The following is a 13,407-nucleotide window of genomic DNA, read 5'->3' on the forward strand; positions in this document are numbered from 1 at the left end:
TACAACGCCCCGTACGGCAGTTGTCGTAGGAGTGAAGGAGCCGACTGTGGCCTTTGACACGGTCGGCTCCGGTGTTCATAACAGTTCGGCAGAGGAATCGCCCGAGTTCACCACGCGACGCGGTCGTGCGATGCCGCTGCGCGCACAATTGCCCCGCCTTTTGGCGGGGCTCGCTCTTTATGACCGTTTTATCTCTCGCTTACAACGGAGCCGTCACAGGGTCTCCACTGTTTGGAACTGCGCTGGTCCACGTGCTGGAATGCCTGAACTGCCCCATGGTCAAAGACGTAGCGAGCGATCGATGACGAACCGGGCTCTGAGAGACTGCGGCACGAGGTAGGTGCCGACCGCCGAGAGGTTGTTGGTCGAGTGAGGCGAAGCAAGAACGGTCCCGAGCCGTCGGCACGGGGCAACTTCACCCCGCCGCCGCGCGCCGCGGCGCCCACCCCGGCGCCCGCGGAGCCGACGGCCGCGCCCGCGCCCCGCGGCGGCCGTTTCTCCCCGCGCAACTGGCGGGTGCCCACCCGTCTGAACGCGATCCTCCTCATACCCGCGGCCGTCGGCCTCGTCATGGGCGGCTTCCAGGTCAACAACTCGATCGACACCTGGCAGCAGGCCCGCGACGCCGAGAACACCGCCCGCCTGGTGCGCGCGGCCCTCACCTATGCCGACGCCGTCGAGAACGAGCGCGACATCACGGCCGAGCCGCTGCTGCTGAACAAGAAGGACGCCAAGAGCAAGACCGCGATCGCCAACGCGCGCAAGGCGACCGACGAGGCCGCCGCCGGCTTCGACGCGGCGACGAAGAGCATGCCGCACACGGCGGGCCTGGAGCGCCGCCTCAAGCTCTTCCGCAAGGCCGAGCCCGAGATCCAGGAGCTGCGCAAGAGCGCGTACACCTCCAAGCTCACCGGTGTGCAGACGGAGGAGCGCTACGTCGACGTCGCCCACCCCCTGATGGAGTTCGCCAACGAGCTGGGGCTGGGCACCGGCAACATCACCTCGTACGGCCGTACCGTCTACGCCATCTCGCTGACCAAGGCGGCGCTGTCGCTGGAACGCTCCATCGGCATGCATCTGCTGGTCAAGCCGGGTCCGGACGCGCCGAACCTGGCCACCCAGCGGGTCTCCCTGTCCTCGTACGCCTACCTCGAGCGCATCGCGATCGAGGAGTACAAGGGCGGTGGCACCGCGGCCGACTCGCAGGTGCTGGCCGACGCGGAGAAGAAGGTCACGGCGGACGCGGCGGCACAGGCCGCGCAGGCCAGGCAGAGCGACCCCAACTACGTGCCGCCGCCGTCCAACCCGACCAGCATGGTCTCGGCGCTGGCCACGCTGAAGGACACCAGCCCGGCCGCCCGGGACGCGCTCGCCGCGAACGGGGTCACCGCCGACAACTGGTGGGCGGTCAACACGCTGAAGTACCAGGCGTACCGCACCATCGAGTCGGACATGGCCGACAAGGCGGTGACCGAGGCGTCCGGCATCGCCGACGACGCCAAGACCTCGGCGCTGATCACCGGTACCGTCGTGGTGCTCGCCCTGCTGCTGGCGTTCTTCCTGGCCGGTGCCGTCGCCCGGCAGATGAGCCGCTCGATGCGCCAGCTGCGCAACGCGGCCTTCGGCATCGCCGAACAGCGCCTGCCGATGCTGGTCGACCAGCTCTCGCGCACCGACCCCGGCCGGGTGGACACCCGGGTCGCCCCGATCCCGATCCACACCAAGGACGAGATCGGCGAGGTCGCCCGCGCCTTCGACCAGGTCCACCGGGAGGCCATCCGGCTCGCCTCCGAGCAGGCCCTGCTGCGGGGCAACATCAACGCGATCTTCACCAACCTCTCGCGCCGCAACCAGTCGCTGATCGAGGGCCAGCTGACCCTGATCACCGACCTGGAGAACAACGAGGCCGACCCGGACCAGCTGGAGAACCTCTTCCGGCTGGACCACCTGGCCACCCGTATGCGGCGCAACGGCGAGAACCTCCTCGTCCTCGCGGGCGAGGAGCCCGGCCGCCGCTGGGACCAGCCGGTCCCGCTGGTCGACGTGCTGCGCGCCGCCTCCTCCGAGGTGGAGCAGTACGAGCGCATCGAGCTGTCCGGTGTGCCGGAGGCCGAGATCCACGGCCGCGCGGTCACCGACCTCGTGCACCTGCTGGCCGAGCTGCTGGAGAACGCCACCACGTTCTCCTCGCCGCAGACCAAGGTGCGCGTCACCGCCACCCGGCTGCCCGACGGCCGGATCATGATCGAGATCCACGACAAGGGCATCGGCCTGACCGCCGAGGACTTCGCGGACATCAACCACAAGCTGGCGAACCCGCCGACCGTGGACGCCGCGATCTCCCAGCGCATGGGCCTGTTCGTGGTCGGCCGGCTGTCCGACCGGCACGGCATCCGGGTCCAGCTGCGCCCCTCCGGCGAGCAGGCCGGCACGACCTCCCTGGTCATGCTGCCGGACGCGATCACGCACGGCGGTGGCGGCGAAGCCCCGCTGGAGCGCGAGGAGTTCACGGTCTCGCAGATCATCCCGGAGCAGCAGTTCCGGTCCGAGGCCCCGCAGCCGCAGCAGCCGCTGCGCACCGCCGCCGAACTCGGCTTCGACGACAGCCGGTACGGGGAGGTCCCCGACGACCTGCGCGAGCTGGACCCGGTCGGGCGCTCCCTGCTGCGCGAGGGCCGCCGTGCCGCGCTGGAGGCCCAGGCCCAGGGCCAGCAGCAGCCGGCCGAGCCGCAGCACGACACCGCGGAGACGTACGCGGACCCGCTGTTCGACGGGCAGAGCACCGGCTACCACGAGCAGCCGCAGCAGCCCCAGCAGCCCCAGCAGCCGTACGAGGAGACCCCGTACCAGGAGACTCCCTACCAGGAGGCCGCGTACCAGGAGGCCACGTACCAGGAGCCGTACACCGAGACGCACTCGGCCTCGTACGAGCGGCCGTACGACGAGCAGTTCTATGCGCAAGGCGGCCAACCGGCGGGCGCCGACGGCTACTCCGCGAACGGCGGTTACCCCCAGAACGGCTATGCGGAGCCGGTGCAGAACCCCGCTTACCAGGGCGAGTGGCAGCAGCAGGACGGTTACCAGAACGGCTACCCGGCCCACTACGCTCCGGAAGCGGAATCTTCGCAGGCCGCTGACGCGGGTGAGCAGAACCGCGTAGGCTTCGACAGTCCGGGAACGGCTTCTCCCGCCGCACACGAGCTGACCGACGCCGGGCTGCCCCGCCGGGGCTCCGTCGCGAGCGGTGCCGACGGCGCGAACGGCGCGGGACGTGTGCAGCAGGAAGCGCCGGCTCCCGCGGCCGAGACGGCGGAGACCGCGCCGGGGAACAACGGTGCGGGCGACTGGCGTTCGGCCAATGACGAGCGCTGGCAGCAGGCCTCCCAACTGCGCAAGCCCAAGGCAGGCGGGGTCACCGCCTCCGGGCTGCCGCGGCGGGTGCCCAAGGCCAACCTGGTCGAGGGCAGCGCCGAATCGACCCCCCAGGGAGGCCCCCAGGTCTCCCGCGCCCCGGAAGACGTCCGGGGCAGGCTGAGCAACCTGCGCCGGGGCGTCCAGCGCGGACGCAACGCAGGAACTGATACGAACGGCCAGGGCTTCGGTCCTGACAGCACCTACAACCAGGAGCGTTAGTGTGAGCCCGATGAGCCAGGCGGCACAGAACCTGAACTGGTTGATCACCAACTTCGTGGACAACACCCCGGGGGTGTCCCACACGGTGGTGGTCTCCGCCGACGGACTCCTTCTGGCGATGTCCGAAGGCTTCCCCCGTGACCGCGCCGACCAGCTGGCGGCCGTCGCCTCCGGTCTGACGTCGCTGACCGCCGGTGCCTCGCGCATCTTCGAGGGCGGCAGCGTGAACCAGACGGTTGTGGAGATGGAGCGGGGATTCCTCTTCATCATGTCCATCTCGGACGGTTCGTCCCTCGCGGTCCTGGCCCACCCGGAAGCGGACATCGGCCTCATCGGGTACGAGATGGCCCTTCTGGTGGACCGCGCGGGCACGGTCCTCACCCCGGATCTCCGCGCGGAGCTCCAGGGCAGCCTTCTCAACTAGTAATCGGACGGTGCGTATTCGCGTCCCGGGGCCGTAAGGTTTCGGGACGCGGCTCCACACGGATGGGTGCCCGGCACAGTCGGAGGAGGAGAAAGTGGCAACACCCCCAGGAGGTTCGCCCTCGGGCAATTGGTCGTACGGCCCCGCACAGGGACACGGCGACGGCTCGGCGAACCCGTACAACTTCCCCTCCGCTCCCCAGCACCGGCAGCCGTACGTCCCGCAGGGCCCCGGACCCTCGCCGTACGACCAGCCGCCGGCCCCGCGCATCCAGCCGGTCCAGCCGCAGCGCCGCCCCGAGCCGGCGCCCGCGAGCGCATCGAACAACCCCTTGGTGCGTCCGTACGCCATGACCGGCGGCCGGACCCGCCCGCGCTACCAGCTCGCCATCGAGGCGCTGGTGCACACCACCGCTGCTCCGCACCAGATGCAGGGCCAACTGCCCGAGCATCAGCGGATCTGCAACCTCTGCCGGGAGATCAAGTCGGTGGCCGAGATCTCGGCCCTGCTGACGATCCCCCTCGGCGTGGCCAGGATCCTCGTCGCCGACTTGGCGGAGGCGGGCCTGGTCGCCATCCATCAGCCCGGCGGCGACGAGAACGCCGGTGGCCAGCCAGACGTGACACTGCTCGAAAGGGTGCTCAGTGGACTTCGCAAGCTCTAGCGGAGGGCCGGTTTCTCAGAGTCGCTCCACCACCTCCGCGAAGATCGTGGTGGCGGGCGGCTTCGGCGTGGGCAAGACCACGTTCGTCGGCGCCGTCTCGGAGATCAACCCGCTGCGCACAGAGGCCGTCATGACGTCCGCTTCGGCCGGCATCGACGACCTCACCCACACCGGGGACAAGACCACCACCACGGTGGCCATGGACTTCGGCCGCATCACCCTGGACCAGGACCTCATCCTGTACCTCTTCGGCACCCCGGGCCAGGACCGCTTCTGGTTCATGTGGGACGACCTGGTCCGCGGCGCCATCGGCGCGGTCGTCCTCGTCGACACCCGCCGGCTCGCCGACTGCTTCCCGGCCGTCGACTACTTCGAGAACAGCGGCCTGCCCTTCGTCATCGCGCTGAACGGCTTCGACGGCAACCAGCCGTACTCCCCCGACGAGGTGCGCGAGGCACTCCAGATCGGCCCCGACACCCCGATCATCACCACCGACGCCCGCCACCGCGCCGACGCCAAGTCGACGCTGATCACGCTGGTGGAGCACGCGCTGATGGCGCGGCTGCGGTAAGGGCACGCACGACCACCGGACCGCCCGTGACGGCTGGACGCCGTCCGCGGGCGGTTCGCGCTCTCCCGGCCCGCGCCGCGGTGCCGCACGTGCCGGACACAGAAGCGGGGCCCCTCCGAAGAGGGGCCCCGCTTCTGTGTCCGGTCGGCTCAGTGCCAGCTGTGCGGCGCGCGGAAGCCTGGCTCGCGCTCCAGGCGGCGCCAGGCGGCCTTGGGGCGGGGACGGTGGTGGGCGGTGGGCTCGGGGCGGGCGGCCGCGCGGGCCAGAAGGACGGCCGTGATGGCGGCGACCTCCTCGGGCTCGGCGTGGCCCTTCTCGACGCGGATGTCGGCAGTGCTCATGGGTGTCAGTCTCCGTGAGAGGGATGTCCGCTCGGTTACTGCGGGGGGTTGCCGTGCTTGCGGGACGGGAGGTCGGCGTGCTTGGTCTGCAGCATCGCCAGCGACTTCACCAGCACCTCGCGGGTCTCGGCCGGGTCGATGACGTCGTCGACCAGGCCGCGCTCGGCGGCGTAGTACGGGTGCATCAGCTCGGACTTGTACTCCTTGACCATCCGCGCGCGCATGGCCTCGGGGTCCTCCGCCTCGCCGATCTGGCGGCGGAAGATGACGTTGGCCGCGCCCTCCGCGCCCATCACCGCGATCTCGTTCGTGGGCCAGGCGTAGGTGAGGTCGGCGCCGATCGACTGGGAGTCCATGACGATGTAGGCACCTCCGTACGCCTTGCGCAGGATGAGCGAAATCCTCGGCACGGTGGCGTTGCAGTAGGCGTAGAGCAGCTTCGCGCCGTGCCGGATGATTCCGCCGTGCTCCTGGTCGACGCCGGGCAGGAACCCGGGCACGTCCAGGAAGGTCACGATCGGGACATTGAAAGCGTCACACATCTGGACAAAGCGTGCAGCTTTTTCACTCGCCTCGATGTCCAGCACGCCCGCGAGGACCTGCGGCTGGTTGGCGATGATGCCGACCACCTGGCCGTCGAGACGGGCCAGCGCGCAGATGATGTTGCGGGCCCAGCGCTCGTGGACCTCCAGGTACTCGCCGTCGTCGACGATCTCCTCGATCACCTTGGCCATGTCGTACGGCCGGTTGCCGTCCGCCGGGACCATGTCGAGCAGGACGTCCGAGCGGCGGTCGGCCGGGTCGGTGCACTCCACCCGAGGCGGGTTCTCGCGGTTGTTCTGCGGCAGCAGCGACAGGAGGTAGCGCACCTCCGCGATGCAGGTTTCCTCGTCGTCGTACGCGAAGTGGCAGACGCCGCTGGTCTCCGCGTGGACGTCCGCGCCGCCGAGGCCGTTCTGGGTGATCTCCTCGCCGGTCACGGCCTTGACCACGTCCGGACCGGTGATGAACATCTGCGACGTCTCGCGGACCATGAAGACGAAGTCCGTCAGGGCGGGGCTGTACGCCGCGCCGCCCGCGCACGGGCCGAGCATCACGCTGATCTGCGGGATGACGCCCGACGCCTTGGTGTTGCGCTGGAAGATGCCGCCGTAGCCGGCGAGGGCGCTGACGCCCTCCTGGATGCGGGCGCCGGCGCCGTCGTTGAGGGAGACCAGCGGTGCGCCGGCTGCGATGGCCATGTCCATGATCTTGTGGATCTTGGTGGCGTGGGCCTCGCCCAGCGCGCCGCCGAAGATCCTGAAGTCGTGCGCGTAGACGAAGACCGTACGGCCCTCGACCGTGCCCCAGCCGGTGATGACACCGTCGGTGTACGGCTTCTTCGCCTCCAGGCCGAAACCGGTCGCCCGGTGCCGGCGCAGCTGCTCGACCTCCTGGAAGGAACCCGGGTCCAGGAGCAGCTCGATCCGCTCCCGTGCCGTCAGCTTGCCCTTGGCGTGCTGCGCCGCGGTCGCCTTCTCACTGGGACCGGCCACGGCCCGCGCACGGATGTCGTGCAGTTCGGCGACCCGTCCGCGCGCGTCCGTCGGCTCGCCGGTCGGCTCACCCGTCGTCTCTTCCAAAACGGTCATGTAGCGACCTTACGAAGGACAGCAAGGAAAGCGAGCCGTCGACTCCGTACAGTCTCCGGCCCGTTTTCCTGGTGCGAGTGAACAGAACCGCGGCAGCGTGCAGCCGTTCCGACTGCTCAGAGGCGCCTTGCGTTGTAGGGACACCACAAAGGCGAGACCATGGACCCGCCCCACATTAGTGGGTCGGGCGTGCCATCCCTGGAGTGACACCGCCCCTCGGACGGCCCCCTGCCACCCCCGCTCCCCCCACCGTATGCGCTCGGAGCGAGGCGCGCGCACAGTGACCGAGTGTGACCTGTCCGACACCGCGCGGATGAAGTTGAATTCTAAACGGAATAGGTCTACCGTCGGATCCGTTGGGTTCATTGAACGTTAAACAAGTAACCTCCGGGAGGAACGTCATGGGCATCTTCGGCCGCAAGGACAACCGCACCACCGCGCCCGCGCAGGCCGCCGGCGGCGACCTGGCCGCACTGACCGGCGACTACACGATCGACCCCGCGCACACCACGATCGAGTTCGTGGCCCGCCACGCCATGGTCACCAATGTGCGGGGCAGCTTCCAGGACTTCACCGGAAGCCTCCACCTGGACGGCCAGGACCCCGGTAAGTCCACCGCCACCCTCGACATCAAGATGGCCAGCATCGACACCGGCAACGCCGACCGCGACGGGCACCTGAAGTCGGCCGACTTCTTCAAGATCGACGAGTACCCGGACATGACCTTCCGCTCCACCAAGGCGGAGTCCCTCGGCGGCGACGACTACCGCATCACCGGCGAACTCTCCCTGCTGGGCGTGACCAAGCCCATCACCATCGACCTGGAGTTCAACGGCGTGGCCAAGGACCCGTTCGGCAACGAGCGCGTCGGCTTCGAGGGCAAGGCCGAGCTGCTGCGCTCCGAGTGGGGGCTGACCTGGAACGCGGCGCTGGAGACGGGCGGCGTCCTGGTCTCCGACAAGATCAAGCTGAACTTCGACGTCTCCGCGATCAAGAACGCGTGAACCGGCGGCGGCCGGACGGGCCGCGCGACCCCGGCACCGCGAGCGTGCCCGCCACCCCGTAGCCAGGGGACGGCGGGCACGCTCGACTGCTGTTCGGGGCGGCGAGCCCACACCGGTATGCGAGCAGCGCCGGAACTTCTTAAGTACTGCGTAGCAGTCCCCGGGCAACTGGCCGAGAACAGAGCCTGAGAGACGGCCATTTGATAAGCGCGTGCGTACGATGCCGCCATGGATCATCTCGCGGAAGCCGCCGCTCTGCGCCGTGCCGTCGTCCGGATCAACCGGCGGCTGCGACAGGAGCACGGCGAGGGGGGCCTGAGCCCCAACCAGCTCGCGGTGCTCGGCCATCTGCAAGCACACGGGTCGGCCACGCCGGGACGGATCGCGGCGCGGGAACGGCAGCGGCCGCAGTCCCTCACCCGCGTCTTCGCGGAACTGGAGGCGGCGGGACTGATCGTACGGGAGCCGGACCCGGACGACCGGCGGCAGTCCGTGCTGACCCTCACCGAGGCGGGACGGCGGACGCTGGAACGGGACATGGCCGAACGGGACATCTGGCTCGCCGCGGCTCTGAGCACGCTCGGCGAGACGGAGCGGGGGGTGCTGACGCTGGCGGGGGCCCTGCTGGAGCGGCTCGGCGCCATGGACATACCCGGCACCGAGGCCTGACACGGTCGGGCCCGGCGCGGGCCCGCCCGCCTCAGTCGCCGAAGCCGCCCCCGAAGTCGCCGCCCCCGCCGAAGTCCCCGCCGTCCCCGAAGCCGCCGCCGAAGTCGCCGGGGTCGAAGTCCGTGCCGGAGACGTCACCGCCCTGGTAGTCGCCGCCGAACCCGCTGAAGTCCCCGTATCCGGCGCCGTAGTCGGCGGCGTAGGACGGGGTGGCCATCATGGAGCCGAGCAGGGTGCCGACCAGCAGGCCCGGGAGGATGCCGCCGCCGAAGTAGCCGCCCGCCCAGGGGCCGTAGGCGGGACCCGCGTCCCAGTAGGGGCGGCGGCCCTGCTCGGTGTCCACCTGGCGGATCACCGGGGCGAGGCCGTCGGCGAGCCGGGCGGCGTCGGCGGCGCAGACCGGCACCTCGCGCGGGGCGCCGCCGGGCGGTGTCCAGACGGCGTCCGCCACCGAGGGGCCGTGACGGGGGTCGAAGAAGCAGGGCGGCCGGCGCTCGGGCAGCGGGCGGCCCGAGCGCCGGGCGGCCAGCCGGGCGAGCGAGAACCGGCCGTCCTCCAGCGCCTGGGTGACCGGGCGGACGTCCTCGGGCCTGGCGGCCTCGGCCATCCGCTGCTTCGCGGTCTCGTAGGCGTCCAGGGCGTGTTCGTAGTCGGCGCGCATGGCGTCGTCGGCGCCGGGTTCGGCGGGGTGGAAGTCCAGCCGGTCCAGTTCCTCGCCGAAGGCGGTGATGTCCTCGTCCACCACCACCCGCAGCCGCTCCAGGGCGGCCCGCTGCTCCTCCTCACGGCGCCGCCGGTTGCGGCGGACCAGGGCGTACGCGCCCGCGCCGCCCAGCACCAGCACCGCGCCGACCGCGATCAGCCCGGCGCCGGACCCGCCGGACCCGCCGGCCGCGTGCCAGCCGCGCGGGGCGTGGCCGCCCAGGTTGGCGAGGGCGCGGTCGGTGAAGTCGGTGAGCTGCGTCTTGGCGTCCTCGCCCTGGACGCTGTTGACCAGGTTCTGCCGGGCGGTCGGCGTCATCACCGAGGCGTCGGCGCGGGCGTCGAAGCGGTCGCCGAGGCGGATGCCGTACAGGCCGGTGATGCCGGTGGCGGCGCGGAGGTCGGCGAAGAGGTGCGCGGTGGGGTAGCCGGCCGGCAGGACGGCGATGAACAGCGGCTTGTCCGCCTTCTTGATCCGGTCGGCCAGCGCGTCGGCGTCCGCCCGGGACAGCTGGGCGGACGCCGCCGGGTCGACGTAGACCGGGCCGGTGCGCAGGGCGCGCGCGATGGTGGAGACGCTGGTCTGCGCGCTCGCGCCGGGGGCGAACGCGGTCGTCAGGACCAGGACGAGCACGGCCAGCAGGAGTGCGGTCAGGCTTCGGGTCCGCGGGACGGCGTTCATGTCTCGACGCTACCCGAAGCCTTCCGCGAGGGCTGGTTCAGGGCGGTTTGGCGGTCAGGCCGCCCGGTACGCCTGCGTCAGCTTCCGCACCGCCTCCCGGTAGTGGCCGGTGAGCAGCAGGTGGTCCGCGTCGGCGAAGGGCTTGGCCAGGGCCGCCGTCATCCGCTCCCCCGCCTTCTGCTGGACCAGCAGCCGGGCCTGGGTCACCAGTTGCCGCCCCTGCCGGTCGTCACCGCGCCGCTCGGCCGCCGCCGCCCGCGCGGCCAGCGACTTCAGGGCGGCCGCGCCCCCGTGCGGGACGGGGATACCGGTGGTCAGGCCCCACCCGTAGGGGAACTGGGGGTCGTACGACGCGTCGCCCACGTTGATCGGCAGCTGGGACTCGGACCTCGGCCAGGTGACCGGCAGCTGCCCGGTGAAGGGGCGGTCGCCGTAGAGGACGTCGGCGACGCCCTCGCCCTCGGTGCCCGGCAGCCAGGAGGCCACCAGGGAGTCGATCTCGCCGAGCCGGTCGCCGATCAGCTGGGGCCGGCCGGAGACGATCAGCACCACGCACTTCATGGCGCCGCACACCTTGTCCACGGCCGCCCGGTCGGCAGCCGACAGGGACAGGGAGTGGCCGTTGCCGACGTCGCCGACGCCCTCGGCGTACGGGGTCTCGCCGACGACGACCACGCCGACGTCGTAACCGCCCGTCGGGGCCGAGGCGTCCTTGGAGTAGGTGACGTTCCCGCCCGCCTCGCGCATGCCCTGGAGGATGGTGGTGCCCGGGACGGTGTTCCCGGAGGCGCCCTGCCAGGTGAGGGTCCAGCCGCCGGTCTGGTTGCCGATGTCGTCCGCGTCGGACCCGGCGACGTACACCTTCTGGCTCTTCTTCAGCGGCAGCAGCCCGCCGCTGTTCTTCAGCAGCACCTGCGACTCGGCGGCGGCCTGGCGGGCGACGGCGCGGTGGGCCGGCGAGCCGATGGCGGCGGCGCCGCTGGTGTCGGCGTACGGGTGCTCGAACAGGCCCAGCTCGAACTTCTCGGTGAGGATGCGGGAGACGGCGTCGTCGATCCGCGCCGTGCCGACCCGGCCCGCCTGCGCCTCGTCGACGAGCGTGGTGCTGAACTTCTTGTAGGTGGAGGGCACCATCATCATGTCGACGCCCGCGTTCACGGCGGTGCGGACCTGGTTCGGGTAGTCGCCGGGGAGCTGGTCGATGGCGTTCCAGTCGCTGATGACGAAGCCGTCGAAGCCCATCCGGTTCTTCAGCTCGCCGTTGATCATGTCGCCGCGGGCGGTCATCCTGACCGCGCCCTTGCCGTCGCCGGTGATGTCGAGGGAGGAGAACGACGGCATGACCGTGCCGATGCCGCGCCGGACGGCGGTCTTGAACGGCGCCAGGTGGATGTCCTCCAGCTGCTGCCGGGTGACGGTGGTGACGCCCTGGTCGATGGTGTACGTGCCGGTGGTGGAGGACCCGTAGGCGGTGCCGCCGTCGCCGACGTAGTGCTTGGCGGTGGCCAGGACCTTGTCGTCGCGGCTCAGGTCGCTGCCGTCGGCCCGGCCCTGGAGTCCCTGGATCACCGTCTCCATCGACTCGACCAGGGCGGGGTCCTCGCCGAAGGACTCGTAGGAGCGGCCCCAGCGTTCGTCGCGGCTCACGCAGACACAGGGCGCGAAGTCCCAGGGGACGCCGGTCGCCCGTACCTCGGCGGCCGTGACCGCGCCCGTTCGCTCGGCGAGGGCGGGGTCCCTGGTGGCGCCCAGGCCGATGTTGTGCGGCATGACCGTGGCGCCGTAGAGGTTGTTGTGGCCGTGCACCGCGTCCACGCCGTAGATCAGCGGGATCTGGAACCGCGTCGCCCGCGCGCGCAGCTGGAAGCCGTCGATCATCCGGGCCCAGGCCTCGGGGGTGTTGGGCGTGGGTGTGGAGCCGCCGCCGGACAGCAGGGAGCCGAGGTCGTAGGCGGCGATGTCGCCGGGGACCAGGCCGTCGCGCTCGGCCTGGGTCATCTGCCCGGCCTTCTCCTGGAGGGACATCCGCGACAGCAGATCGGCGACCCGCTTCTTCACCGGCAGCTTCGGGTCCAGATACGGCAGTCCGTGCGCGTCGATGACGATCTGCGGGGTCTCGGCGGGGGACTTGGCGCCGGTCACGGTGAGCTTGAGCGGGATCGTCTCGGCGGACTCGCCCGCCTTGTCCTTGCGGGTGGGCACCTGGACGGTCGCCGAGGCGCCGGAGGCGGTACCCGCCGGGAAGGTGAGGGTGCCGGAGACCGGGGTGTAGTCCTGGCCGGCGGTGGCGGTGCCGCCCTCGGTGCGGTAGGAGACGGTCACCGGTTCGTCCACGGGGCGGTCGCCGGTGGTGGCCAGGGTGACCCTGACCTTGGCGGTGCCGCCCTCCCGCACCGGGTAGACGGGCGCGTCGGTAGTCACGGCGGCGCGCAGGGCCTGATCCGCCTTGCCGTACAACTCCACGTCGTCCATGGCGAATTCGCCCTTGGCGCCCGCGGGGAGCGTCACGGCGTAGCCCCACATCCGGGTGAGGCCGAGGACGTGGTCGATACCGCCGACGGGCTGGTAGTCGGTGCGGTAGGTGAAGTCGCCGAACGGGAGCCGGATCTGCTTCCAGCCGGTGAAGTCGTCCGTGAAGGAGGTCGTCCACAGCTCGGAGGCCTCGCCGTTCGCGCCGCCGTCCTTGATCTCGAAGGCGACCTTGCGGCCGGTGTCGTGCCCCTCCCACCAGAAGCCGATGCCCTGGTGGGCGGACCAGTCGTGGGCCGGCCGGCCGGCGGCGAAATCGTGGGTGAAGCCACCGTAGCCGCTGATGTCGTAGGTGCCGGCGAGCACCTTGGCGCCCTCGGGGGCGTCGGCGCGGTCGGCGAGGCGGAGCGTGGGCGGGTCGTCGGTGTCGCCGCCCCAGGTGAAGATGCCGTCGGCGGGCTGGGACGCGAAGGGCACCTCGCCCTCGAAGCGGTCGACGGGCACGGGCGGCGGGTCGTCGGCGGCCCGGGCCGTCGCGGACAGGGGCAGCAGGGCGGCGAGCAGGGCCCCGGGGAGAAGCAGGGCCGTTCTTGGTCTTGGCATAGACCTTCCCTCGG

Annotated in this window: 10 protein-coding genes; 6 read left to right on the plus strand and 4 right to left on the minus strand. The window is 71.0% G+C overall.

What is annotated here, in order from left to right; translation table 11 throughout:
• The first annotated feature begins 369 nt into the window (after window positions 1–369).
• From HZZ00_RS29515 to HZZ00_RS29530, 4 genes are all read left to right on the plus strand, one after another.
• Window positions 370–3,633, plus strand: coding sequence for a nitrate- and nitrite sensing domain-containing protein (locus tag HZZ00_RS29515; RefSeq protein ID WP_180329262.1), 3,264 nt, complete (start codon window positions 370–372; stop codon window positions 3,631–3,633).
• A gap of 10 nt (window positions 3,634–3,643) precedes the next feature.
• Window positions 3,644–4,057: a roadblock/LC7 domain-containing protein gene (locus tag HZZ00_RS29520; protein WP_004983065.1), complete on the plus strand. Its 414-nt coding sequence runs from the start codon at window positions 3,644–3,646 to the stop codon at window positions 4,055–4,057.
• A gap of 94 nt (window positions 4,058–4,151) precedes the next feature.
• Window positions 4,152–4,721, plus strand: a complete 570-nt coding sequence (locus HZZ00_RS29525) for a DUF742 domain-containing protein (protein ID WP_070022336.1) — start codon at window positions 4,152–4,154, stop codon at window positions 4,719–4,721.
• Window positions 4,702–5,292, plus strand: coding sequence for an ATP/GTP-binding protein (locus tag HZZ00_RS29530; RefSeq protein WP_070022337.1), 591 nt, complete (start codon window positions 4,702–4,704; stop codon window positions 5,290–5,292). The genes HZZ00_RS29525 and HZZ00_RS29530 overlap by 20 nt, the downstream gene beginning before the upstream one ends.
• Before the next feature lie 149 nt (window positions 5,293–5,441).
• Here the strand turns inward: HZZ00_RS29530 and HZZ00_RS29535 are convergent, their stop codons facing one another.
• Window positions 5,442–5,633 carry an acyl-CoA carboxylase subunit epsilon gene (locus tag HZZ00_RS29535; RefSeq protein ID WP_180329263.1) on the minus strand — a complete coding sequence of 64 codons (192 nt, stop codon included), beginning with the start codon at window positions 5,631–5,633 and terminating at the stop codon, window positions 5,442–5,444.
• A gap of 35 nt (window positions 5,634–5,668) precedes the next feature.
• Entirely contained in the window at window positions 5,669–7,264 is a 1,596-nt protein-coding gene (locus HZZ00_RS29540) for an acyl-CoA carboxylase subunit beta (RefSeq protein WP_074993461.1), read from the minus strand.
• A gap of 401 nt (window positions 7,265–7,665) precedes the next feature.
• Between HZZ00_RS29540 and HZZ00_RS29545 the strand changes: the two genes are divergently transcribed.
• Window positions 7,666–8,268 carry a YceI family protein gene (locus HZZ00_RS29545; RefSeq protein ID WP_180329264.1) on the plus strand — a complete coding sequence of 201 codons (603 nt, stop codon included), beginning with the start codon at window positions 7,666–7,668 and terminating at the stop codon, window positions 8,266–8,268.
• Window positions 8,269–8,496: 228 nt separating this feature from the next.
• A complete protein-coding gene (locus tag HZZ00_RS29550; protein WP_180329265.1) occupies window positions 8,497–8,937 on the plus strand; it encodes a MarR family winged helix-turn-helix transcriptional regulator in 441 nt (146 codons plus the stop codon).
• Between the two features lie 31 nt (window positions 8,938–8,968).
• Here HZZ00_RS29550 and HZZ00_RS29555 read toward each other — a convergent pair whose 3' ends face one another.
• Together HZZ00_RS29555 and HZZ00_RS29560 are read right to left on the minus strand one after the other, a co-directional pair.
• On the minus strand, window positions 8,969–10,321 hold the full coding sequence (locus tag HZZ00_RS29555; protein ID WP_180329266.1) for a hypothetical protein: 1,353 nt from the start codon (window positions 10,319–10,321) through the stop codon (window positions 8,969–8,971).
• 54 nt (window positions 10,322–10,375) lie between these two features.
• Window positions 10,376–13,393 (minus strand): glycoside hydrolase family 3 N-terminal domain-containing protein, encoded by a 3,018-nt coding sequence (locus HZZ00_RS29560; RefSeq protein WP_180329267.1) that lies wholly within the window; start codon window positions 13,391–13,393, stop codon window positions 10,376–10,378.
• Between the last annotated feature and the right edge of the window lie 14 nt (window positions 13,394–13,407).

Source organism: Streptomyces sp. NEAU-sy36, from assembly GCF_013423905.1.
GTDB classification, from domain to species: Bacteria; Actinomycetota; Actinomycetes; order Streptomycetales; family Streptomycetaceae; genus Streptomyces; species Streptomyces misionensis.